We start from the raw sequence: 23130 nt of genomic DNA, 5'->3' as shown, positions 1-23130 counted from the left end.
CCTCGCGGACGTGTTCTCGCTGACTCGCGCCGACGGCCACCTGATCTGCACCGACCCCGCCCGGCTCGACCTGGACCGGATACACCACTGGCTGTCCACCGACGCGTACTGGGCGCTGGGGCGCGACCGGGAGACGGTCGTGCGGTCGTTCGCCGGGTCGCTTCCGTTCGGGGTCTACCGGCCCGGGGACGGCCGTCAGGTGGCGGTGGCCCGGGCGGTCACCGACGGCCTCACCTTCGCCTGGCTCTGCGACGTGTACGTCGACAGCGCCTCCCGGGGCCTCGGACTGGGCGGTTGGCTGGCCGGCACGGTCCGCGACCACCTGGCCGAGCTGGGCGTACGCCGGATCCTGCTGGCCACCAACGACGCGCACGAGGTGTACGCGCGGGTCGGCTTCACCCCGTTGGACGCTCCCCAGCGGTGGATGCAGCTCGACCGCCGGCCGCCCGTGACCCCGATCACCGGAAAGGAACAAGGCGGAGGTTCACCCCTTACGGTGGAGGCGTGACGCCACTCCGCCTGGGATACCTCTACGGCATCGGCGCGTACCTGCTCTGGGGTTTCTTTCCGCTCTACTTCAAGCTGCTGCGACCCACCGGCCCGCTGGAGATCCTGGCCCACCGGATCGTCTGGTCGGTGCTCTTCGTGGCCCTGCTGCTCGGCGCGCTGCGCAACGTCGGCTTCCTGCGGACGCTGCTGCGCCGACCCTGGACGGTGGCCGGGATCGTCGCCGCCGCCGCGCTGATCGCCGTCAACTGGGGCACCTACATCTACGGGGTCAGCTCCGACCGTGTCGTGGAGACGGCGCTCGGCTACTTCATCAACCCGCTCGTGGTGGTGCTGCTCGGGGTGACGGTGCTGCGGGAGCGGCTGCGCCCGGCGCAGTGGATCGCGCTGGGCGTCGGTGCGGCGGCCGTCGCGGTGCTCGCCGTCGACTACGGCCGGCTGCCCTGGCTGGCACTGACCCTGGCGTTCAGCTTCGCCGGCTACGGCCTGATCAAGAAGCGGCTCGGGCTGCCCGCCGCCGAGGGGCTCTTCGTCGAGTCGGCGGTGCTGGCACTGCCCGCGCTGGGCTATCTCGCCTGGCTGAGCCGACACGCCGAGTTGACCTTCGGGCATGTCTCGGCCGGGCACACCGCGCTGCTGGTGCTGGCCGGTGCGGCCACCGCCATCCCGCTGCTGCTGTTCGCCGGGGCCGCCAACCGGCTGCCCCTGACCGGCCTCGGCATGATCCAGTACCTGGCACCGGTCCTCCAGCTCGCCTGCGGCGTGCTGATCTTCCACGAGCCGATGCCGCCGGCCCGCCTCGCCGGTTTCGCACTGGTCTGGCTGGCCCTGATCGTCTTCACCGCCGACGCCGTCAACCAGTCCCGCCGCACCCGCGCCCACACCCGCGCCGCCGCCGGCGAGGTGCCCGTCCCCACCCCCTGACGGGAGGGCTACGGGACCGCGTACGTCAGCAGGGGCGTGCCGTCGGATCGTTGGAGTTCCACGCTTACCAGCTCGGCGTCGGTGAAGCGGGTGACGCCTGTGAAACTGAGGTCGTCGCCGGGGGCAGCCAGCCAGGAGCCGATCTGCTCGCTGCTGCCGTTCGGACCGTGCGCCACCAGCCGGAACGGGTACGCCTTGCCGTAGCTCGTCCGCGCGTCGTACCCGCAGTGCATGGTCACCTCGGTGCCCGACTTGCTGCCGGCCAGCCCGATCTCTGCGTGCACCGGCCCGGCGGTGGCCACCGGCCGCATGGCGACCATCGACACCTGCGGGCCGGGGCGGGTGCCCTGCGCCCCCGGGGGGACCGGCCCGGCGGCCGGTCGGGGCAGGATCACGGCCGTACCGACGCCCACCACCAGGGCGAGCGCGGCGGCGGCGAGCGTGGTCAGGGCGTACCGCCGACGGGTCGCGGCACGCTCGCGGCGCCGGCGGCCCCGGGCCTCCTCGATCAGCGCGGGCGCCCGGGGCGGGGACGGCGGCGGCAGGAACTGCTCCAGGCCCGCCGGGTCGAGGCGGCCGAGCAGTCCGGGGAGGACGGCGATCTCGGCGACCGCGTCCCGGCAGGACGCACAGCCGGCGAGGTGCCGCTCGTAGGCCGCCCGCTCGGCGGGGGCCAGGGCACCCAGCACGTACGCGCCGTCGTCGTGCGCGAACTCGCACCGCGTCATCCCGTCACCCCCATCTCGGCCAGGACCAACCGTAGTGAGCGCAGGGCATAGTGGGTGCGCGACTTCACGGTGCCCGGCGGCACGCCCAGCCTCGACGCCGCCTCGGCCACCGACCGCCCCTGGTAGAAGCACTCGACAAGCACCTCGCGGTGGGTGGGGCTGAGCCGGTTCAGCGCCTCGGCGACGGTCCACGCCTCCACCGCGCGCTCCGCCTCGTCGACCACCTCGGGCGGCTCGGGCAACTCGTCGGTGAAGACCTCACCGACCCGGGTGGACCGTCGCCGCCAGGCGTCGATGGCCAGGTTACGGGCGGTGGTGAACAGCCAGGCGCGTACGGAGCCGCGGCGCGGGTCGAGGGACTCGGGATGCCGCCAGGCCCGCAGCAGCGTCTCCTGCACCAGGTCCTCGGCCCGCTGCCGGTCGCCGTTGACCAGCCGCAGGGCGTGTGCGTACAGCGCCTCCGCGTGCTCGTCGTGCAGCGCCCGCAGCAGTTGGGCGTCATGGTCGCTGATGGCGGTCTCCTCACTTCCGGCGCGCGTCCGGCGGTGTGTCCGCTCGGGAATACGTGCGGTGACGCCGAACGGTTCAGCGCGAGGTCAGGCCGGTCGCGCGGCGGTCGGTGCCCGCGTAGGTGTTCACGCCTGGTTCACACTGCGGCCGACGAGCGCTCACCACGTCCTCCTAGCGTCCGGCTGGTACGCCGCCTGTCGTGCCACCGACCTTCCTGGAGGCCACTTCCATGAGCGACCGTCCCCGGCTGCTCCCCCTGCTGACCGGCAACCGCCATGGCACCCGTGACGCCATGACCTGTCTGTACCGCTGCGGCAACGCCTGTGACCACCCCGTCCCGAACACGTCCGACAACGCGTACTTCGGTGACGTGGTGAACGCGGAGGTCTCCCGGCGTGGCGTGGTCCGGGCCGGCGCGGTCGGCGCCCTGGTCCTCGGCTTCGGTGGCGCGGCCGCCGGCGCGCTGGCCGGCGCGACCCCCGCCCTGGCCGCCCCCACCACCCCGGACGTCCCCGAGGGCTTCGGCTTCGGCCGTCCGAGCACCGGTGTCGGCAGCGGCGCGCTGACCTTCAAGCCGATCCCGCCGAACAAGCTGGACACCCTGGTCGTGCCGAACGGCTATGACCACGCCGTGGTCATCAAGTGGGGCGACCCGGTGCTGCCGGGCGCTCCGGAGTTCGACCTGCACGGGCAGACCGCCGCCGCCCAGTCGAAGCAGTTCGGCTACAACAACGACTTCGTGGGCGTGCTGCCGCTGGACAAGCAGGGCAGGCGGGCGCTGCTCGTGGTCAACCACGAGTACACGAACGAGGACCTGATGTTCCCCGGCTTCCCCGGCCTGGACGGGCTCTCGGTGGAGCAGCTGCGCACGGCGATGGCCGCGCACGGCATGTCCGTGGTGGAGCTGGAGCGGGTCGCCGGCACCGGGCAGTGGAAGCCCGTCGACAATGGTCGCCGGCCGTACAACCGACGCGTCACCGCGCTCAGCACCAGGTTCGACCTGACCGGCCCGGCCGCCGGCTCGGCGTGGCTGAAGACCACCGCCGACCCGAAGGGCCGCACTGTCGTCGGCACGCTCAACAACTGCTCCGGTGGCGTGACCCCCTGGGGCACCGTGCTGTCCGGCGAGGAGAACTTCAACCAGTACTTCGTCGGCGCCGACGGCGCGCCGGCCGAGCTGAAGCCGAAGTTCGACCGCTACGGCATCACCACCACCGCTCGCTACCCCAGCGGCAGCCGCAAGTGGGAACGCGCCGACGAGCGCTTCGACCTGGCCAAGCACCCGAACGAGGCGCACCGCTTCGGCTGGGTCGTCGAGATCGACCCGTTCGACCCGGAGAGCCGCCCGCGCAAGCACACCGCGATGGGCCGGTTCAAGCACGAGGGCGCGAACGTGATCGTCGCCAGGGACGGGCACGTGGTCGCGTACATGGGCGACGACGAGCGGTTCGACTACCTCTACAAGTTCGTCTCCGACAAGAAGTTCCTGAAGGGCAACTCCTGGGCTGCCCGCAAGCACAACCTGACCCTGCTGGAGTCCGGCACGCTCTACGTCGCGAAGCTGGACCAGACCAGCGCGGGCGAGATCGACGGCACGGGCAAGCTCCCCGCCGACGGCGCGTTCAACGGCCGGGGTCGCTGGATCAAGCTGGTCAGCGGCAACCGTTCGTTCGTCGACGGCATGACCGCCGCGGACGTGCTCACCTTCACCCGGCTCGCCGGCGACAGGGTCGGCGCGACCAAGATGGACCGCCCCGAGGACGTCGAGCCGAGCCTGCTCACCGGCAAGGTGTACGTGGCGCTCACCAACAACACCGACCGCGGCAAGGCCGACAAGGCGCCTGCCGACGAGGCCAACCCGCGCAACGCCAACAAGCACGGGCAGATCCTGGAGCTGGTCGAGGACCGCAACGACAACACCGCGGAGACCTTCGCCTGGTCGCTGCCGATCGTCTGTGGCGACCCGACCGACCCGTCGACCTTCTTCTCCGGGTACGACAAGACGAAGGTCTCCCCGATCTCCTGCCCCGACAACGTCGCCTTCGACGCCACCGGCAACCTGTGGATCTCCACCGACGGCAACGCGCTGGGCAGCAACGACGGCCTCTTCGCGGTCGCCGTGGAGGGCCCGGAGCGGGGTCATCTCAAGCAGTTCCTGACCGTGCCCCTCGGCGCCGAGACCTGCGGCCCGTTCATCACCGGCGACAACCGCTCGGTCTTCGTGGCCGTCCAGCACCCGGGTGAGATCACCGGCGCGTCGGTGGAGAACCCGGCCTCGAACTGGCCGGACGGCGACTACGCCAAGCCCGGCGTGGTGGTCACCTGGCGCCTCGACGGCGGCCCGGTGGGCAGCTGACGGTGCCCTGGACGGGTAGCTGACGTTATCCCCGGCGGTCCGGCGCTGGACCGCCCCGAGAGGCCCTCTCCCAGCCCGGGAGAGGGCCTCTCGGCGTCGTATGGCTCAGTGGTCGCTGGCGATGCCGTCGGCGACCGTACGGGCGACGGTGAGCAGCTTGGCCCGGACGACCCGGGCCGAGGTCATCATCTCGCTCGCCGGCAACGCACAGGCCAGCACGACCCGACGTTCCATGTCCTTGTCCGGCGTGACGAGCACCGCCGCGCAGGCCACGCCCTGACGGAACTGGCCCATCTCCAGTTGCATCCCGCGCCGGTCGCCGGCTGCCAGGTCGGCCTCGAAGGCCTCGGTGGTGGTGAGCGTGGCGGTGGTGAACGGGCGCATACCGTACTCGCGCAGGTAGCGGAAACGCTGCTCGGTCGTGAGGGTGGCGAGCAGGGACTTGCCGAGGGCCGTCGCGTGCGCCCCCTCGTCGAAGCCGGGGACCAGGTCCTCCAGGTAGGGCGAGCGGTGCCCCTCGGCCACCGCCGTGATGGCGACCTGACCGCCGACGAAGCGGCCCAGGTAGTGGCTGTAACCCGTGTCCACCGCGGCCCGGCGCAACGTCTCACCGACCACCGGCGGGCCCCGGAACGCGGTCACCAACTCGCGATAGCGGTCGGCCACCTCCAGCCCCACGATGTACGTGCCGTCCTCCCGACGGATCACGTAGCCCTCGTACGCGAGCGTGCGAACCAGGTGGTAGGTGGTGGCCACGGTCAGCTCGCACCGGCGGGCGATCTGCTTGACGGTCAGGCCCTTCGGGGCGCGACCGACCGACTCGAGCACCCGCAGTGCTCGGGACACGCTGCGGATCAGGTCCGAAGGTTCTGCCAAGGGGTCGCGCACAACCACCTCCGCCGCCGGGGACTTACACCATATGAAAAACAGGCCGGGTGCGAAATGCCTGTTCGGGTCGAGGATGCCAGATCACCATCCACTCCTCGTAGGCCACTGGTCACCGGGAGTGGTCTGAGCCTGACTCGCGTAGGTTTGCCGGACGATGACCGACACCGCCCTCACCCCCACCGAAGGCCGCGCCCGGACCCGCCCGATCCGGGCCAGCGCCGGTGCCGTCGCCACCACCGTGGCCTGCGTACTGCCCGTGTTCCTGCTCGGCGGCCTCGCCGTGCAGATGGGGGCGGACCTCGGGTTCTCCCCGGCCGGGCTGGGCCTGGCCGTCTCCGTCTACTTCGGCGTGAGCGCGCTGGCCTCGGTGCCCTCCGGCCGGCTCGTCGAGCGGTACGGGCCGGCCGTGGTGGCCCGCAGCGGCATCGTGCTGGCCGCCGGGTCGATGCTCGCCGTGGCCGCGCTCGTCCGCTCGTACGGGATGCTGCTCGCTCTGCTGGCGCTCAGCGCCGCCGCGAACGCCCTCGGCCAACTGGCCAGCAACGCCGCACTGGCCCAGCACGTGCCACCCCACCGGCAGGGGCTGTCGTTCGGTGTCAAGCAGGCGGCCATTCCGGTCTCCACCCTGCTGGCCGGCGCGGCGGTGCCCACGATCGCGCTCACCGCCGGCTGGCGCTGGGCCTTCGTGGCCGCGGCCGTCGCGGCGCTGACGACGCTGCCGGCCGTACCCCGACAGGTGCCCGGCCGGGGCCGACGGGCCGACGCGACGCGCGCGGGCCGGGCCACGACGGCCCTGGTGGTGATCGGCGCGGCGGCGACGTTGGCGGCGAGCGCAGCCAACGCGCTGGGCACCTTCCTGGTGGACTCGGCCGCCGCCCGGGGGCTCTCGCCGGGCCTCGCCGGCCTCACCCTGACCCTGGGCAGCGCGGTCTGCGTGGTCGCCCGGGTGGGCGCCGGCGGGCTGGCCGACCGGAAGGCCAACGGTCACGTCGCGCTCATCGCCGCGATGCTTGTCGTCGGGGCGGCCGGGCTCGGTCTGCTCGCGGTGGCCGGCCCGGTGCCGCTGGTGGCGGGTGTGGTGCTCGGCTTCGGCCTGGGCTGGGCGTGGCCCGGCCTCATGAACTTCGCGGTGGTCCGGCTGCACCCGCGGGCCCCGGCCGCCGCCACCTCGATCACACAGACCGGGGTGTACGCGGGCGGCTGCCTCGGCCCCCTGAGCCTCGGCCCGCTGGCCGCCCACCAGGGCTACCCCACGATGTGGACCACAGCGGCGGTGGCGATGCTGCTGGCAGCAGCCCTGATGCTGGCCGGCAGCCGCCTACTGACCGCCAAGCCCCGCCCCTGACCCGCCCGACGGGGTGGGTCAGCTGGTGCGGTCGGCTATGTAGTCGCAGAGGGACTCCAGCGCCTGGCGGGGCGCGCTCGCCGGGAGCGGGGCCAGACGGGCGCGGGCGTCCTCGGCGTAGCTGCGCACGGTCTCCCGGGCGCGCTTGAGCGCCGGGCTCTCCCGCAGCAGCCCCAGGGCCTCGGCGTGCAGCGCGTCGTCGGTCAACGGGCCGGTCGCCAGGATCTCCCGGAGCCGCATCGACGAGGCGTCGGAGTCGTCTGCCGCACGGGCGTAGAGCACCGGCAGCGTCGGGACACCCTCGCGCAGGTCCGTGCCGGGCGTCTTGCCCGACTGCACCGACTCGGACGCAATGTCCAGCAGGTCGTCGGTGAGCTGGAACGCGACGCCTATCGTCTCGCCATAGCCGGCGAGGGCCTCGACCTGCTCGGCGGGGGCGCCCCCGAACATGCCGCCGAACCGGATCGACGTGGCGATAAGCGATCCGGTCTTCTCGGCGATCACGCTCAGGTAGTGCGCGACCGGGTCCTCCCCGGGGCGCGGGCCCACCGTCTCGGCGATCTGCCCGTGCACCAGGCGGGCGAAGGTACGCGCCTGCAACCGGACGGCCTCGGGGCCCAGGTCGGCCGCGATGTCCGCGGCGCGGGCGAAGAGGTAGTCACCGACCAGGATGGCGACCGAGTTGGTCCAGCGCGAGTTGGCGCTCGGAGCGCCCCGCCGCACGACTGCCTCGTCCATCACGTCGTCGTGGTAGAGGGTGGCCAGGTGGGTGAGCTCCATCACCACCGCTGCCGGGACCACCTGCGCGCCCGACGGATCGCCGAACTGGGCGCCGAGCGCCACCAGCAGCGGCCGGAACCGCTTTCCGCCGGCCTCCAGAAGGTGCCGGGCCGCCTCGCTGACGAACGGGTCGGCGCTTGCCACACTGTCGCGCAACTCGACCTCGACCGCGTCCAGCAGCCCCAGCACGGACGCCTCGACGCGGGGATCGGCAAGATGAAGGCCGAGCGCGCCGAACTGACTCGTGCTCGCCCGACCCCGGCGACCGCCGGAACCGGTGGCACCTGAACGCTCGCCAGCCGGAATCACCACACCATCAACCATGCCACACCCGTTCGACCTGCTCCGGTTCGGGGATACGCAGTGGGGGCCGGCACGCGATCACGCGCCGGCCCCCACTGTCCGAGGTACGTCTCACCGCACGAATTCTGCGGCTCCGGTAGCCAGGTCGAGCAGTGGACCGGGGACGACACCAAGCGCCAGGGTGGCCACCACGCCGATCATCAGCGCGGCGGAGGTGAGGCCGCCCGGCACGGTGACAGTCGGGGTGGACTCGCCCGGTTCGGACAGCCACATCATCACCACGACCCGCAGGTACGGGAACGCGAGCACCATGCTGGTCAGCACACCGGCGATCACCAGCCAGGCCTGGCCGCCGTCCAGCGCCGGCCCGAAGACCGCGAACTTGCTCATGAAGCCGCTGGTCAGCGGGATCCCGGCGAACGCCAGCAGGATGAACGTGAACAGCGCGGCGTAGAACGGCGAGCGCCGCCCCAGACCCGCCCAGCGGGACAGGTGGGTGGCCTCACCGTCGGCGTCACGCACCAGGGTCACCACCGCGAACGCGGCCAGCACCGAGAAGCCGTACGCGACCAGGTAGAACATCGTGCCGGCGAGCCCGTCCTTGCTCGGTGCCAGCACACCGACCAGCAGGTAGCCGGCGTTGGCGATCGAGGAGTACGCGAGCAGCCGCTTGATGTCCGTCTGGGTGACCGCGAGCACCGCGCCGACGAGCATGGTCAGCACCGCAACCGCACCGAGCACCGGCGTGAAGTCCCAGCCCCCGCCCTCGAACGCCACGTGGAAGACACGCAGCAGCGCGCCGAACGCGGCGACCTTGGTGCAGGCGGCCATGAAGCCGGTGACCGGGGTCGGCGCGCCCTGGTAGACGTCCGGCGTCCACACGTGGAACGGGGCCGCCGCGGCCTTGAAGAGCAGACCGATGGCGAGCAGCGCCATGCCGGCGAAGAGCAGCACCGGGCTGGCCGGCGAATCGGTCACCGCCGCGTTGACGGTGGCGAAGTCGACCCCTGCCGAGCGGCCGGGGACGCCCGCGGTGAAGCCGTAGATCAGGGCCACACCGAACAGGAAGAACGCCGAGGCGTACGCGCCGAGCAGGAAGTACTTCATCGCCGCCTCCTGGCTCAGCAGACGCCGGCGGCGGGCCAGCGCGCAGAGCAGGTAGAGCGGAAGGGAGAAGACCTCCAGCGCGATGAACATGGTCAGCAGGTCGTTCGCCGCCACGAAGATCAGCATGCCGCCGATCGCGAACGTGACGAGCGGGTACACCTCGGTGAGCCCGTTGCGCCCCTCCGCCTGCTTCCGGTCGTCGGCCGACTCGGCGGTCACCGCGGCCTGGGCGACGAACGCGCCGCCCCGCTCGACGGAGCGGTCACCGATCAGCAGCAGCGCCATCGCGGCCAGCACCAGGATGGCGCCCTGGAGGAAGAGCGTCGGCCCGTCCACCGCGATGGACTGGCCGGCCGTGATGAGCCGGTCGTCGGCGTTGAACACCACCATGGTCAGCGCGGCGAGGACGGCCAGCAGCGCCACCGTCAACTGCACCACGTGCCGCGACCGCCGGGGCACGAACGCCTCGACCAGCACACCGAGCAACGCGGTGCCCAGCATGATCATGATCGGGGCGAGTGCCGCGTAGTCGAGCGACGGCAATTTCAACTCGGTCACTTTGCCGCCTCCTGGACGGTGCCCACCGATGACGGGCCGGGGTCGGTCCTGCCGATGTCGTCCATGGTCGCCTGGACGGCCGGGTTGATCACGTCAGTGACCGGCTTGGGATAGAAGCCGAGCAGCACGATCAGCGCGACCAGCGGAGCGACCACTACCTTCTCGCGCAGGTTGAGGTCCCGGCGCATCCCGTCGACCTCGGTAAGCGTCGGATTGAGCGTGCCCTGCGTGGTGCGCTGCACCATCCACAGCACGTACGCCGCCGCCAGGATGATGCCGAGCGTGGCGATGACCGCCACCGGCTTGTTCACGGTGAACGTCCCGATCAGCACCAGGAACTCGGAGATGAACGGCGCGGTGCCGGGCAGCGCGAGCGAGGCGAGACCGGCGAAGAACAGCACACCGGCCAGCACCGGGACCAGCTTGCCGGCGCCGCCGAAGTCACTGATCAGCGACGAGCCACGCCGGGAGATCAGCATGCCGACCACCAGGAACAGCAGGCCGGTGGCCAGACCGTGGTTGAGCATGTAGAGCACCGCGCCCGTGCCGGCCTGCGTGGTGAACGCGAAGATGCCCACCCCGATGAACCCGAAGTGCGCGATCGACGTGTACGACACGAGCCGCTTGAGGTCGTTCTGGCCGACGGCCAGCAGCGCCGCGTAGATGATGCCGATCACGCCCAGCGCCAGCGCCCACGGCGCGAACCACTTCGACGCCTCGGGGAACAGCGGAAGGCAGTACCGCAGGATGCCGAACGTGCCGACCTTGTCGAGCACACCGACAAGCAGCGCGGCGGCGCCCGCCGGAGCGGCGCCACCGGCGTCCGGCAGCCAGGTGTGGAACGGGAAGAACGGTGCCTTGATGGCGAACGCGAGGAAGAAACCGAGGAACAGCCACCGCTCGGTGCCGGTGCTGATGTCGACCTGCGACAACGCCTGCCAGTCGAAGGTCTTCCCGCCGACCACCCAGAGACCGATCACCGCGGCCAGCATGAACAGACCGCCGACAAGCGAGTAGAGGAAGAACTTCACCGCCGCGTACTGCCGCTGGTGGCCGCCGTAGCTGCCGATCAGGAAGTACATCGGCACCAGCATGACCTCGAAGAACACGTAGAACAGGAAGACGTCGGCGGCGGCGAAGACGCCGATCATCGTGCTCTCGAGGATGAGCAGCAGCGCGAAGTAGACCGGGATGGACCGCTTCGACGACTCAGCGTCGTGCCAGGACGCCAGGATCACCAGCGGTACCAGCACCGCGATCAGCATGAGCATCACGAGCGCGATGCCGTCGGCGGCGAAGGTGAAGCTCACGCCCCAGTTCGGGATCCAGGAGTACGACTCGCGGAACTGGAACCGGTCACCGCCCGCGTTGAAGCTGACCCACATCACCACCGAGAGCACCAGCACCAGCAGCGACCAGGCGAACGCCACCTGCTTGGCCAGCTCCGGCCGGTGGCGCGGCAGGAAGGCCACCACCAGGGCGCCCACCAGCGGCGCCACCGTGAGCACCGAGAGGAACGGGAAGTTGGACATTATGCGGCCTTACCTCCGTCGTGGATGCGTGGTCCGCCGGCGGGGGCGGGCGTATTCAGGTCGATCACGCCAACCACCCCGCCTGCACCGCCAGGAACGCCGCCATCACCAGCAGCGCACCGGCCAGGATCGAGGTGGCGTACGAGCGGACGAAGCCGGTCTGCAGCCGCCGGAGCCGACCCGAACCGCCACCGACACCCGCGGCGAGCCCGTTGACCAGCCCGTCGATGCCCCGGTTGTCGAGGAAGACAAGCGCCCGGGTGAGGAAGATGCCCGGCTTCTCGAAGACCGCCTCGTTCACCGCGTCGGTGTAGAGGTTGCGCCGGGCGGCCGTGACCAGCACCCCGGCCGGCTGCGGCGCGGTGGCCGTACCGGTGCGGAACAGGAACCAGGCCAGCCCGGCGCCGAGCACCGTCACCACAAGCGAGAGCGCTGTGAGCACGGCGTGCGGGAGAACCGCCTCGTGCTCCGCGTGCTCGCCGCCCAGCCCCGCGGTCGCCGTCAGCCAGTCCGGAACGGACGTGGAGAGCAGGAAACCGGCGCCGACCGAGCCGACCGCCAGCAGGATCAGCGGGATGGTCATCAGGCGCGGCGACTCGTGCGGGTGCTCGATGTCCTCGGTCCACCGCTTCGGCCCGTGGAAGGTGAGCACGAACAGCCGGGTCATGTAGAACGCGGTAAGCCCCGCGCCGAGCAGCGCCGCCCCGCCGAAGAGCCAGGCGGTCCAGTCCTCCCGCTCGAAGGCGGCCACGATGATCGGCTCCTTGGAGAAGAAGCCGGAGAACGGGAACATGCCGATGATGGCCAGCCAGCCCATCATGAACGTCAGCCAGGTGACCTTCATGTACGTGGACAGCCCACCGAAGCGGCGGATGTCCACCTGGTCCTTCATCCCGTGCATGACCGAGCCGGCGCCCAGGAACATGTTGGCCTTGAAGAAGCCGTGCGCCAGCAGGTGCACGATGGCCAGCGCGTACGCGCCACCGCCCAGGCCGACGCCGAGGAACATGTAGCCGATCTGGCTCACCGTCGACCAGGCCAGCACCCGCTTGATGTCGTCCTTCGCCGCACCGATGACGCAGCCCATCAGCAGGGTGAGCGCGCCGACGCTGACCACCACGAGCTGGAGCGTCGAGTTCGCGGAGAAGATCGGGTTGGACCTGGCGATCAGGTAGACACCTGCGGTGACCATGGTGGCGGCGTGGATGAGCGCCGACACCGGGGTGGGACCCTCCATCGCGTCCGGCAGCCACGCCTGCAGCGGGAACTGGCCGGACTTGCCGGCCGCGCCGAGCAGCAGCAGCAGGCCGAGCACCAGCACGGTGGTGCTGGTCAGCGCGCCGACACCGTTGAACACCTCGTCGTACTGGGTGGTGCCCAGGGTCGCGAACATGATGAAGATGCCGATGGCGAGGCCGGTGTCGCCGACCCGGTTCATCAGGAACGCCTTCTTGCCGGCCGTCGCGGCGCTCGGCCGCCCGTACCAGAAGGAGATCAGCAGGTACGACGCCAGACCGACGCCCTCCCAGCCGAAGTACAGCATCACGTAGTTGTTGCCGAGCACCAGCAGCAGCATGGCCGCGACGAACAGGTTGAAGTACGCGAAGAACCGGCGGCGACCCCCGTCGTGCGCCATGTACTCCACGGCGTACAGGTGGATCAGGAATCCGACGCCGGTGATCAGGAGGACGAAGACCGCGGCCAGCGGGTCGAACAGCAGGCCGAAGTCGACCCGCAGGTCACCGACCGTGATGAAGTCCCAGAGGCTCAGCTCGACCGACTTGTTCTCCAGGCCGCGCAGCTGGAAGAAGGACGCCAGCCCGAGCACGAACGCGGCTCCGATGGCCGCGACGCCCAACCAGTGCCCCCAGCGGTCGGCCCGCCGGCCGAGCAGCAGCAGGATGGCCGCGCTGACCAGCGGGATCGCCACCAGCAGCCAGACGCTGCCAAGCAAGCCCGTGGCCTCTGCGTACTGCACAGTCTCTTCCACTCGCTTGCCCCTTAGTACTTGAGCAGGTTGGCGTCGTCGACACTCGCCGAGCGCCGGGTCCGGAAGATGGACATGATGATCGCGAGGCCGACGACGACCTCGGCCGCGGCCACCACCATCACGAAGAACGCCATGATCTGGCCGTTGAGGTCACCGTTGATCCGGCTGAAGGTGACGAGCGTCAGGTTGGCCGCGTTGAGCATCAACTCGACGCACATGAACAGCACGATCGCGTTGCGCCGGATGAGCACCCCGGACGCGCCGATGGTGAACAGCACCGCCGCCAGCACGAGGTAATGATTGGGCGTCATCGCTGAGCTCGCCTTTCGTTCGCGACTGCGGGGCTCCGCTTCGCTGCACTCCTCGCGCTCACCGGAGCTCGCCTTTCGTTCGCGACTGCGGGGCTCCGCTTCGCTGCACTCCTCGCGCTCACTGGTCCGTCCCCTTCAGCGTGGTCTCCTGCGCGGTCAGCTCGCGTACCGGCAGGATGTCCGGCGTGCTCCGCTCGGTGAGCCGGCCGTCCGGCAGCCGCGCCGGGGTGGCCACCGAGGAGGAGGTGGCGAAGACGCCGGGGCCGGGCTTGGGGCCGGGGTAGTTGCCCGGCGCGAAGCGTGCCTTCATTGTCGACACCTGGTCGACCTTGTCCTGCTTACGCCGCTCGACGTGGGCCAGCACCATCGCGCCGACCGCCGCGGTGATCAGCAGCGCCGAGGTCAGCTCGAACGCGAAGACGTACTTGGTGAACAGCAGCCGGGCGATGCCCTGCACGTTGCCCTCGGCGTTGGCCTGGTCCAGCCCGACAGCCGTGGTCTTGTCCATGGCGTTGTAGATGGCGCTGCCGACCAGGCCGGCGAAACCCAGCCCCAGCACGATCGCGGCGACGCGCTGACCGCGCAGCGTCTCGATCAACGAGTCCGAGGCATCCCGGCCGACAAGCATCAGCACGAACAGGAAGAGCATCATGATCGCGCCGGTGTAGACGATGATCTGCACCATGCCGATGAACGGCCCGGCCTGGAGGATGTAGAACACGCCCAGGCAGAGCATCGTGAGCACCAGCCAGAGCGCCGAGTGCACCGCGTTGCGGGCCGCCACCATCCCGATCGCGCCGATGAGCGCGAGCGGCGCGAGGATCCAGAAGGTGACCTCCTCGCCGCCGGACACCCCACCCGCCGCGGCCAGCACCGTAGACGTGGTCATGCTCCCTCTCCCTTGCCGGCCGCCGCGCGCTGGGCGGCCTGCTCGGCGCCCGGGAACGTCACGCCGGGGTGCTCCTCGACCTGGTAGCGGCCGGGGCCCATCGGGGACGTCTCGGCACCGGCGGAGGTGCCCGGGTTGTCCAGCGCGCCGACGTAGTAGTCCTTCTCGCTGTCGCCCAGCCGCATCGGGTGCGGCGGCTGCTCCATGCCCTCGAGCAGCGGGGCGAGCAGCTGCTCCTTCGTGAAGATCAGGTCCTGCCGGTTGTCCCGGGCCAGCTCGTACTCGTTGCTCATGGTGAGCGAACGGGTCGGGCAGGCCTCGATGCAGAGCCCACAGAAGATGCACCGCGCGTAGTTGATCTGGTAGGTGCTGGCGTACCGCTCACCGGGCGAGAAACGCTGCTCGTCGGTGTTGTCGCCGCCCTCGACGTAGATCGCGTCCGCCGGGCAGGCCCAGGCGCACAGCTCGCAGCCGATGCACTTCTCCAGGCCGTCCGGGTGCCGGTTGAGGATGTGCCGCCCGTGGTAGCGCGGCGCCGACACCGGCGGCTTGAACGGATAGTCGGTGGTGACGACCTTCCTGAACATGTGCGAGAAGGTGACACCGAATCCCTTGAACGTTCCGGTGATCGCGCCCACGTCACACCTCCCTGGAGTCCGAGCCGGCGACGATGTTGGCCGGCTCCCGCTCGGCGACCACGCGCGTGATACGCGGGCTCGGTGGTACCTGTAGATCCATCGGTGGCAGCGGGAAGCTCCCGTACGGCCGGCTGTCCACCTGCTCCTGCGTGGTCGCCTTCGGCTGCGGTCGACGGTTCGGCCAGAACAGGGTGGCGATCAGCAGCACGCCGGCCGGGATGCCGACAGCGATCAGCTTGCCCTGCGAGTCCCAGTCCTCGATGGACCGCAGGCCCGACAGGACCAGGATCCAGACCAGGTTGATCGGCAGCAGCACCTTCCAGCCGAAGCGCATGAACTGGTCGTAGCGCAGCCGGGGCAGCGTGCCGCGCAGCCACACGAAGACGAAGACCAGCGCGATCACCTTGCCGAAGAACCAGAGCATCGGCCACCAACCGGAGTTGGCGCCCTCCCAGAGCGTGATCGGCCACGGTGCCCGCCAGCCGCCGAGGAACAGCGTGGTGGTGACCGCGGACATGGTCACCATCGCGACGTACTCGCTGAGCATGAAGAGCGCGAACTTCAGCGAGCTGTATTCGGTCATGAAGCCGGCGACCAGCTCGGACTCGGCCTCGGGCAGGTCGAACGGCGCCCGGTTGGTCTCGCCGACGGTGGCGATGAAGAAGATGACGAAGCTGGGCAGCAGCAGGATCGCGTACCAGCCGGGGGCGGGCAGGTCGAAACCGCCGATGCTTAGCTGCGTCCCGTGGGCCTGCTTGGCGACGATCCCGCTGGTGCTCATCGTGCCGGCGGTCATGAAGACCGCCACGATGCTCAGGCCCATCGCGACCTCGTAGGAGATCATCTGGGCGCTGGAGCGCAGGCCGCCGAGGAGCGGGTACGTCGAGCCGGAGGCCCAGCCGCCCAGCACGATGCCGTAGACGCCCATCGAGGAGCAGGCCAGCAGCAGCAGCACGGCCACCGGCACGTCGGTGACCTGCAACGGCGTGTGGTGGCCGGCGATGCTCACCATCGGGCCGAACGGCACCACCGACAGCGCGGTCACCGCGCAGATCACCGAGATCGTCGGGGCGAAGAAGTAGACGACCTTGTCGGCCGCCTTCGGCAGGATGTCCTCCTTGAAGGCCATCTTCAGGCCGTCGGCGAGGGTCTGCAGCAGGCCGAACGGGCCGACCTGGTTGGGGCCGGGCCGCACCTGCATGTAACCCACCACGCGCCGCTCGAACCAGACGCCGAGCAGGGTGGCCAGCAGGCCGAAGGCGAACGCGAAGACGATCTTGCCGAGGACCAGCCACCACGGATCCCGACCGAAGTCGGCGAGCGTCGGATCCTGGGCCAGGAGTGACGGTGTCACTGGTTACCCCCAGTGTTGAGGAGCGGACCCGGGAGACCGGCCTCGTCCGCCGCGACCCGCCCGGCCGGGACGGCCACGCTCGGTGCGGGAACGGAGATCCGGACGACAGCGCCGGACGTCGCCCCGAGGCTGCGCCGCACTGTCGAACCGGGTGAGTTGGTCGGCAGCCAGACGACGCCGTCAGGCATCTCGGTCAGCTCCGCCGGCAGGGTCAGCGCCCCGCGGTCGGTACCCACCGTGACCGCGTCCCCGTCGGCCACACCCAGCGCCTCGGCGGTGCCCTTGCCCAGCCGGACGACAGCCGGACGGGCGGTGCCGGCGAGATGCTCGTCGCCGTCGGTCAGGGTGCCGAGGTCGATGAGCTGGTGCCAGGTCGCCAGCACTGCCTCACCGGCACGCGGGTGCGGCACCGCCCCCGGCGACACCGACGGAGCGGCCGGCCGGGACATCCGCGTGGTCGGCAGGGAGCCGAGCTCGCGACGCACACTCGGCACGTCGGCGGTGCCGAGCCGCACGTCGAGCAGCGCGGCCAGCGCGTCGAGCACCCGGCCGTCGGTCATCGCGGAGGTGGTCAGCACCGCCTCGAACGGACGCAGCCGGCCCTCCCAGTCCAGGAAGCTGCCGGCCTTCTCGACCACCGGGGCCACCGGCAGCACCACGTCGGCCCGCCGCGTCACCGCGCTGGCGCGCAGCTCCAGGCTGACCAGGAACGGCACCGCGTCCAGGGCGGTCTCGGCCAGCCGGGGGTCGGCCAGGTCGGCGGGGTCGACCCCGCCCACCACCAGTGCCCCGAGCTGCCCGTTGGCTGCCGCCGCCAGGATGCCGTCGGTGTCCCGACCGGCCTGGCTCGGGATCACCCCGGCCGGGATGTCCCACGCCTCGCCCAGCTCGGCCCGCGCGGCCGGCTCGGTGACCAGCCGGCCACCGGGGAGCAGGTTGGGCAGGCAGCCCGCCTCGACCGCGCCGCGGTCACCCGCGCGCCGCGGCACCCAGGCCAGCTTCGCGCCGGTACGCCGGGCCACGTCCGCCGCGGCGGAGAGCCCACCAGGAACACCTGCCAGCCGCTCACCGACGATGAGGATCGCGCCCGGGGCGCTGAGCGCCTCGGTGACCGTGGCGTGCTCGGCGAGCACGCTGGCCTCCTCGCCCGGCACGACCCGGGCCAGCTTGGCGCCGAGCTTCTCCAGGCCGCGGGTGGCGAACGGCGCCAGCGCGTACACCGTCAGGGTCTTCTTCAGGTACGCCTTGCGCAGCCGCAGGAAGAGGATCGGGCACTCCTCCTCCGGCTCCAGGCCGACGAGCACCACGGCCGGCGCGTTCTCCACGTCGGTGTAGGTGACGTCGGTGACGCCGGCGACCGAGCTGGCCAGGAAGTCGGCCTCCTCGCGGGAGACCGGCCGGGCGCGGAAGTCGATGTCGTTGGTGTTGAGCGCGACCCGGGCGAACTTCCCGTACGCGTAGGCGTCCTCGACGGTCAGCCGACCGCCGGTGAGCACCGCCGTGCCCTGGCCGCTCTCGCGGGCGGCGTGCAACCCCTCGGCGGCCCTGGTCAGCGCCTCACTCCAGGACGCCTCCCGCAGCTCACCGGTGCGCTCGTCACGGACCAGCGGGTTGGTCAGACGGTCGGCGGCCCGGCTGTACTGGAAGCCCCAGCGGCCCTTGTCGCAGTTCCACTCCTCGTTCACCGCCGGCTCGTCACCGGCGAGCCGGCGCTGCACCTTGCCGCGTCGCCAGTCGGTGCGCTGCCCGCAGCCGGCGGAGCAGTGCTCGCAGACGCTCGGGCTGGACACCAGGTCGAACGGGCGGGCCCGGAACCGGTACTGGGCGCCGGTGAGCGCCCCCACCGGGCAGATCTGCACGGTGTTGCCGGAGAAGTAGGAGTTGAACGGCACGTCGCCGGCGTCGCCCTCCTCGCCGTACGCGTCGTCCCGGTAGATGTTGATCTCCTCGGCGGACGACCGGCCCATCAGGTCGATGAACTTGTCGCCGGCGATCTCCTCGGAGAACCGGGTGCACCGCTGGCAGAGCACGCAGCGCTCGCGGTCCAGCAGCACCTGGCTGCTGATCGCCATCGGCTTCTCGTACTCCCGCTTGTGCTCGTGGAAGCGCGAGTCGGTGCGGCCGGTGGACATCGCCTGGTTCTGCAGGGGGCACTCGCCGCCCTTGTCACACATCGGGCAGTCCAGCGGGTGGTTGAGCAGCAGCAGCTCCATCACCCCCTCCTGCGCCTTCTGGGCGACCGGGGAGGTGAGCTGGGTGCGGACCACCATGCCGTCGGCGACGGTCTGGGTGCAGGAGGCGACCGGCTTGCGCTGTCCCTCCACCTCGACCAGGCACTGCCGGCACGCGCCGGCCGGGGCCAGCAGCGGGTGGTCGCAGAACCGGGGGATCTCGGTGCCCATCTGCTCGGCGACCCGGATCAGCAGCGCCCCCTTGGGGGCGGTGACCTCAACGCCGTCGATGGTGAGCGTGACGGTCTCGGTCTGCTTGGCTACGTCGGTCATCAGTGCGCCCCTACCAGGGTCTTCTCCGACAGCTTGGGTGCGGTACGTCCCTCGATGTAGTCGAGGTAGTCCTGCTTGAAGTACTTCAGCGACGAGGTCACCGAGCTGGTCGCGCCGTCACCGAGGCCGCAGAACGAACGGCCGAGGATGTTGTCGCAGGTGTCCAGAAGGGTGTCCAGGTCCTCGTGGGTGCCCTGGCCGGCGAGGATCCGCCGGTATACCCGGACCATCCAGTAGTTGCCCTCGCGGCACGGGGTGCACTTGCCGCACGACTCGTGGTGGTAGAACTCCAGCCACCGGTACGTCGCGTAGACCGGGCAGTCCTGGTCGGAGAAGATCTGGGTGGCCGTGGTGCCCAGGATCGAGCCGGCCCCCGCCACTCCCTCGAAGTCCAGCGGAACGTCCAGGTGCTCGGCGGCGAGCAGCGGCGTCGACGACCCGCCAGGTGTCCAGAACTTCAGGTTGTGGCCGGGCTGCATGCCCCCGGCCAGTTCCAGCAGGTCGCGCAGCGTGACGCCCATCGAGCACTCGTACTGGCCCGGGTTGTTGATCCGGCCGGACAGCGAGTAGATCATCGGCCCGGAGGACTTCTCGGTGCCCATGGTCTTCCACCAGTCGGCCCCACCGAGCACGATCGGCGGGACACTGGCGATGGTGCCGACGTTGTTGACCACCGTCGGGCTCGCGTACAGGCCGTGGGTGGCGGGGAACGGCGGGCGCAGCCGGGGCTGACCCCGGAACCCCTCGAGCGAGTCCAGCAGCGCCGTCTCCTCGCCGCAGATGTACGCCCCGGCGCCGGAGTGCACCACCAGCTCCAGGTCGTAGCCGCTGCGCAGGATGTTGCGGCCGAGGTAGCCCTTGTCGTACGCCTCCTGGACCGCGTTGCGCAGCCGACGCGCGGCGTGCACCGCCTCGCCCCGGATGTAGATGTAGGCGCGGGCGGCCCGGATGGCGTACGACGCGATGATCACACCCTCGACCAGCGCGTGCGGGTCGTGGGTCATCAGTGGCAGGTCCTTGCAGGTGCCCGGCTCGCCCTCGTCGGCGTTGACCACCAGGTAGTGCGGCTTGCCGTCGCCCTGCGGGATGAAGCCCCACTTGAGACCGGTGGGGAAGCCCGCGCCACCCCGGCCGCGCAGCCCGGAGTCCTTGATCAGCTGGATCAGGTCGTCCGGGTGGGCCTTGAGGGCCTTGCGCAGCGCGGCGTAGCCGTCCAACTGCTCGTAGGTGCCGATCCGCCAGGCGTCCGGTGACAGCCAGCGCTTGGTCAGCACCGGCGTCAGCTTGGCCAGCGTCTCCGGGCGGGGAGTGGTCACTTCTGGGCCCCCGTTTCGCTCGCGTCCGCCGGTCCGGCGCCGTCGGCGTCCGTGCCAGCCTTCGCTTCGGTGAGGTTGCGCTCCTGCGCCCCGGCCTCGTCGCCGGCGGGCTTGCCGTCGCCGGCCGGCTCGTTGGCCGCCACGCCGGCGGCCTCGGCCGACCGTGCGTCGCGCGGCTCGGGCGCCGTGCTGTCCGTCGGCACCTTCGTGCCGGGCGCGTCCGGCACTGCGGTCTGCGCGTCGGGCTGCCGGGTCTCGGCGGTACGCACCTGCGGCGACTTGTCGTCCGGGGCCTTCACGTCCGGTGCGGTGCTGCCACTCGCGGCGGCGGCGGGAGCCGGCTCGCCGGCACCGGCGTTGCCGGGCGTCGGGGCGGACGCCCCGTCACCACCCTTGACCGCGGCCGCGCTGGCCTCGGCGGGCGCCGGCTTCGCGGCTTCCGCCTTCGCCTTCGCCTCGGCGGCGGCCTTGTCGGCCTCGGCCTTGCTGCGGATCGGGGTGTTCGGGTCGAAGCCCGGCACCGAGACGTTGTGCTCCTGCGCCAGTCGCAGACCGCGCAGGGTCGGCTCGCCCGGCCCGCCGTCGGCGACCGCGCCGTCGCGCTCGTCGGCGAAACCGGCGAGCTGCACCGCCATCTCCTTGAGCGTGCAGAGCCGCGCGCCGCGCGTCGGCATCGGCCGGCCACCGGCGCGCAGCTCGTCGACCACGCCGACCGCCGTGGACGGGTCCACGCCGTCGAAGAAGTCGTAGTTGACCGTCATCACCGGGCCGTAGTCGCAGGCCGCCAGGCACTCGGCGTGCTCCAGCGTGATCGTGCCGTCAGCGGTCGTCTCGTCGTGCCCGACTCCCAGGTGCTCGACGAGGGTGTCGTAGACCTCCTGGCCGCCCAGCACGTTGCACATCGTGTTGGTGCAGACGCTTACCAGGAAGTCGCCCGTGGGCTTGCGCTTGTACATCGTGTAGAAGGTGGCCACCGCGCCGACCTGGGCCTTGTTCAGCCCGAGCACCTCGGCGCAGAACGTGACCCCGGCCGGGGAGACGTACCCCTCCTCCGCCTGGACCAGGTGCAGCAGCGGCAGCAGCGCCGAGCGGGACCGGTCCGCCGGGTACCGGGCGATGATCTCGCGCGCCCGCTCCCGCGTCTCGTCAGTGAAAGTCGTCATCAGCGTCGCCTTCCGTTCGCGACTGCGGGGCTCGCAAGCTCACTCCTCGCACTCACCGGTCACAACCACCCATCACGGGGTCCAGCGAGGCGCCGCCGGCGATCACGTCGGCGATCAGACCGCCCTCGGCCATCGCCGGGAGGGCCTGCAGGTTGACGAAGCTCGGCTCCCGGTAGTGCACCCGGTACGGCCGGGTGCCACCGTCGGAGACCGCGTGGACGCCCAGCTCGCCGCGGGGCGCCTCGATGGCGACGTACACCTGGCCGGGCGGAACCCGGAAGCCCTCGGTCACCAGCTTGAAGTGGTGGATCAGCGACTCCATCGACTGACCCATGATCTTCGCGACGTGCTCCAGCGAGTTGCCCATGCCGTCGACGCCGATGGCGAGCTGCGCGGGCCACGCGATCTTGCGGTCGGCGACCATCACCGGGCCCGGCCGCAGCCGGTCCAACGCCTGCTCGACAAGCTTCATCGACTCGCGGATCTCGGCGAGCCGCACCTGGTAGCGCCCCCACACGTCACCGTCGGGGTGGGTCGGCACGTCGAACTCGTACGTCTCGTAGCCGCAGTACGGCATGGTCTTGCGCAGGTCCCAGGCGAGCCCGGCCGAGCGCAGCACCGGTCCGGTGATGCCGAGCGCCACGCAGCCGGTCACGTCCAGCACTGCGACGTTCTTCGTCCGTTCGAGCCAGATGGGCTGACCGGAGAGGAGGTCCTCGTACTCCTTGAGCTTCTTCGGCATCATCTTCAGGAACTCGCGGATCTTGACGATCGCCTCGTCCGGCACGTCCTGCGCGACACCGCCCGGCCGGACGTACGCGTGGTTCATCCGCAGGCCGGTGATGGTCTCGAAGATGTCGAGGATGTACTCCCGCTCGCGGAAGCCGTACAGCATGATCGAGATCGCGCCCAGCTCCATGCCGGTGGTGGCCAGCCAGACCAGGTGCGACGAGATTCGGTTGAGCTCCATCATCAGCACGCGGATGGTGGTGGCCCGCTCGGTGACGTCGTCGGTGATGCCGAGCAGCTTCTCGACCGCGAGGGCGTACGCCGTCTCGTTGAAGATCGGAGCGAGGTAGTCCATCCGGGTCACGAACGTCGAACCCTGGACCCAGTTGCGGTACTCGAGGTTCTTCTCGATGCCTGTGTGCAGGTAGCCGACGACCGAGCGGGCCTCGCGGACCGTCTCGCCCTCCAGCTCCAGGATCAGGCGCAGCACCCCGTGCGTGGACGGGTGCTGCGGACCCATGTTGACCACGATCCGCTCGTCGTTGATCGGGTCGGTGCCCGAGACGACCGTGTCCCAGTCTCCACCGGTGACGGTGAAGACCCTGCCCTCGGTGGTCTCGCGTTCGGTCGCGTAGTTCGACGTGGTCACAGTGCTAGCCCTCCGTTCGCGACTGCGGGGCTCCGCTTCGCTGCACTCC

General features: G+C 70.8%; 19 protein-coding genes. 4 read left to right on the top strand and 15 right to left on the bottom strand.

The features are described from left to right. Positions 1-10: 10 nt before the first annotated feature. Together ACLQ26_RS14995 and rarD are read left to right on the top strand one after the other, a co-directional pair. On the top strand, positions 11-508 hold the full coding sequence (locus tag ACLQ26_RS14995; RefSeq protein ID WP_425744975.1) for a GNAT family N-acetyltransferase: 498 nt from the start codon (positions 11-13) through the stop codon (positions 506-508). Then, entirely contained in the window at positions 505-1431 is a 927-nt protein-coding gene (rarD, locus tag ACLQ26_RS14990; protein WP_425744974.1) for an EamA family transporter RarD, read from the top strand. The genes ACLQ26_RS14995 and rarD overlap by 4 nt, the downstream gene beginning before the upstream one ends. Before the next feature lie 8 nt (positions 1432-1439). Here the strand turns inward: rarD and ACLQ26_RS14985 are convergent, their stop codons facing one another. After that, on the bottom strand, positions 1440-2159 hold the full coding sequence (locus tag ACLQ26_RS14985; protein ID WP_425744973.1) for an anti-sigma factor family protein: 720 nt from the start codon (positions 2157-2159) through the stop codon (positions 1440-1442). Next, on the bottom strand, positions 2156-2671 hold the full coding sequence (locus tag ACLQ26_RS14980) for a sigma-70 family RNA polymerase sigma factor (RefSeq protein WP_266249813.1): 516 nt from the start codon (positions 2669-2671) through the stop codon (positions 2156-2158). Before ACLQ26_RS14980 ends, ACLQ26_RS14985 begins: the two co-directional genes overlap by 4 nt. Before the next feature lie 227 nt (positions 2672-2898). On the opposite strand from ACLQ26_RS14980, the gene ACLQ26_RS14975 reads away from it, so the two are divergent. Beyond that, positions 2899-5025 carry a PhoX family protein gene (locus ACLQ26_RS14975; protein ID WP_425744972.1) on the top strand — a complete coding sequence of 709 codons (2127 nt, stop codon included), beginning with the start codon at positions 2899-2901 and terminating at the stop codon, positions 5023-5025. Positions 5026-5130: 105 nt separating this feature from the next. Here ACLQ26_RS14975 and ACLQ26_RS14970 read toward each other — a convergent pair whose 3' ends face one another. Further along, positions 5131-5913, bottom strand: a complete 783-nt coding sequence (locus tag ACLQ26_RS14970) for an IclR family transcriptional regulator (protein ID WP_425744971.1) — start codon at positions 5911-5913, stop codon at positions 5131-5133. A gap of 154 nt (positions 5914-6067) precedes the next feature. Between ACLQ26_RS14970 and ACLQ26_RS14965 the strand changes: the two genes are divergently transcribed. Next, positions 6068-7258, top strand: a complete 1191-nt coding sequence (locus ACLQ26_RS14965) for an MFS transporter (protein WP_425744970.1) — start codon at positions 6068-6070, stop codon at positions 7256-7258. Between the two features lie 18 nt (positions 7259-7276). Here ACLQ26_RS14965 and ACLQ26_RS14960 read toward each other — a convergent pair whose 3' ends face one another. From ACLQ26_RS14960 to ACLQ26_RS14905, 12 genes are all read right to left on the bottom strand, one after another. Then, positions 7277-8362 (bottom strand): polyprenyl synthetase family protein, encoded by a 1086-nt coding sequence (locus ACLQ26_RS14960; RefSeq protein WP_425744969.1) that lies wholly within the window; start codon positions 8360-8362, stop codon positions 7277-7279. Between the two features lie 90 nt (positions 8363-8452). Next, the gene (nuoN, locus tag ACLQ26_RS14955) at positions 8453-10006 is read right to left on the bottom strand and encodes an NADH-quinone oxidoreductase subunit NuoN (RefSeq protein ID WP_425744968.1); all 1554 of its coding nucleotides are present in this window, start codon (positions 10004-10006) and stop codon (positions 8453-8455) included. Next, positions 10003-11538, bottom strand: a complete 1536-nt coding sequence (locus tag ACLQ26_RS14950; protein ID WP_425744967.1) for an NADH-quinone oxidoreductase subunit M — start codon at positions 11536-11538, stop codon at positions 10003-10005. Before ACLQ26_RS14950 ends, nuoN begins: the two co-directional genes overlap by 4 nt. A 64-nt stretch (positions 11539-11602) precedes the next feature. Further along, positions 11603-13528, bottom strand: a complete 1926-nt coding sequence (nuoL, locus tag ACLQ26_RS14945) for an NADH-quinone oxidoreductase subunit L (RefSeq protein ID WP_425744966.1) — start codon at positions 13526-13528, stop codon at positions 11603-11605. A gap of 11 nt (positions 13529-13539) precedes the next feature. Beyond that, complete coding sequence (gene nuoK / locus ACLQ26_RS14940; RefSeq protein WP_007454601.1) at positions 13540-13839, bottom strand: NADH-quinone oxidoreductase subunit NuoK; 300 nt, start codon at positions 13837-13839, stop codon at positions 13540-13542. Positions 13840-13957: 118 nt separating this feature from the next. Then, positions 13958-14728 (bottom strand): NADH-quinone oxidoreductase subunit J, encoded by a 771-nt coding sequence (locus ACLQ26_RS14935; RefSeq protein ID WP_425744965.1) that lies wholly within the window; start codon positions 14726-14728, stop codon positions 13958-13960. After that, positions 14725-15366: an NADH-quinone oxidoreductase subunit NuoI gene (gene nuoI, locus ACLQ26_RS14930; RefSeq protein ID WP_007454597.1), complete on the bottom strand. Its 642-nt coding sequence runs from the start codon at positions 15364-15366 to the stop codon at positions 14725-14727. The genes ACLQ26_RS14935 and nuoI overlap by 4 nt, the downstream gene beginning before the upstream one ends. Position 15367: 1 nt before the next feature. Further along, positions 15368-16720: an NADH-quinone oxidoreductase subunit NuoH gene (gene nuoH / locus ACLQ26_RS14925; protein WP_425744964.1), complete on the bottom strand. Its 1353-nt coding sequence runs from the start codon at positions 16718-16720 to the stop codon at positions 15368-15370. Further along, the gene (locus ACLQ26_RS14920; RefSeq protein WP_425744963.1) at positions 16717-19224 is read right to left on the bottom strand and encodes an NADH-quinone oxidoreductase subunit G; all 2508 of its coding nucleotides are present in this window, start codon (positions 19222-19224) and stop codon (positions 16717-16719) included. The genes nuoH and ACLQ26_RS14920 overlap by 4 nt, the downstream gene beginning before the upstream one ends. Continuing rightward, positions 19224-20540, bottom strand: a complete 1317-nt coding sequence (gene nuoF / locus ACLQ26_RS14915) for an NADH-quinone oxidoreductase subunit NuoF (protein ID WP_425744962.1) — start codon at positions 20538-20540, stop codon at positions 19224-19226. Before nuoF ends, ACLQ26_RS14920 begins: the two co-directional genes overlap by 1 nt. Then, positions 20537-21703, bottom strand: a complete 1167-nt coding sequence (gene nuoE, locus ACLQ26_RS14910; RefSeq protein ID WP_425744961.1) for an NADH-quinone oxidoreductase subunit NuoE — start codon at positions 21701-21703, stop codon at positions 20537-20539. Before nuoE ends, nuoF begins: the two co-directional genes overlap by 4 nt. A 52-nt stretch (positions 21704-21755) precedes the next feature. After that, positions 21756-23081 (bottom strand): NADH-quinone oxidoreductase subunit D, encoded by a 1326-nt coding sequence (locus ACLQ26_RS14905; RefSeq protein WP_007454592.1) that lies wholly within the window; start codon positions 23079-23081, stop codon positions 21756-21758. Between the last annotated feature and the right edge of the window lie 49 nt (positions 23082-23130).

This window comes from Micromonospora sp. DT43 (genome assembly GCF_049841645.1).
GTDB lineage: Bacteria > Actinomycetota > Actinomycetes > Mycobacteriales > Micromonosporaceae > Micromonospora.
The sequence above is the reverse complement of the archived record's forward strand: the minus strand, read 5'-3'. Positions and strand labels throughout refer to the sequence as shown.

What these genes read in the sequence shown, in the direction of transcription:
- ACLQ26_RS14985 (WP_425744973.1), bottom strand. Translation starts at nt 2,159, where the DNA reads ATGACGCGGTGCGAGTTCGCGCACGACGACGGCGCGTACGTGCTGGGT.
- ACLQ26_RS14975 (WP_425744972.1), top strand. Translation starts at nt 2,899, where the DNA reads ATGAGCGACCGTCCCCGGCTGCTCCCCCTGCTGACCGGCAACCGCCAT.
- ACLQ26_RS14965 (WP_425744970.1), top strand. Translation starts at nt 6,068, where the DNA reads ATGACCGACACCGCCCTCACCCCCACCGAAGGCCGCGCCCGGACCCGC.
- ACLQ26_RS14960 (WP_425744969.1), bottom strand. Translation starts at nt 8,362, where the DNA reads ATGGTTGATGGTGTGGTGATTCCGGCTGGCGAGCGTTCAGGTGCCACC.
- ACLQ26_RS14950 (WP_425744967.1), bottom strand. Translation starts at nt 11,538, where the DNA reads ATGTCCAACTTCCCGTTCCTCTCGGTGCTCACGGTGGCGCCGCTGGTG.
- nuoK (WP_007454601.1), bottom strand. Translation starts at nt 13,839, where the DNA reads ATGACGCCCAATCATTACCTCGTGCTGGCGGCGGTGCTGTTCACCATC.
- ACLQ26_RS14935 (WP_425744965.1), bottom strand. Translation starts at nt 14,728, where the DNA reads ATGACCACGTCTACGGTGCTGGCCGCGGCGGGTGGGGTGTCCGGCGGC.
- ACLQ26_RS14920 (WP_425744963.1), bottom strand. Translation starts at nt 19,224, where the DNA reads ATGACCGACGTAGCCAAGCAGACCGAGACCGTCACGCTCACCATCGAC.
- nuoE (WP_425744961.1), bottom strand. Translation starts at nt 21,703, where the DNA reads ATGACGACTTTCACTGACGAGACGCGGGAGCGGGCGCGCGAGATCATC.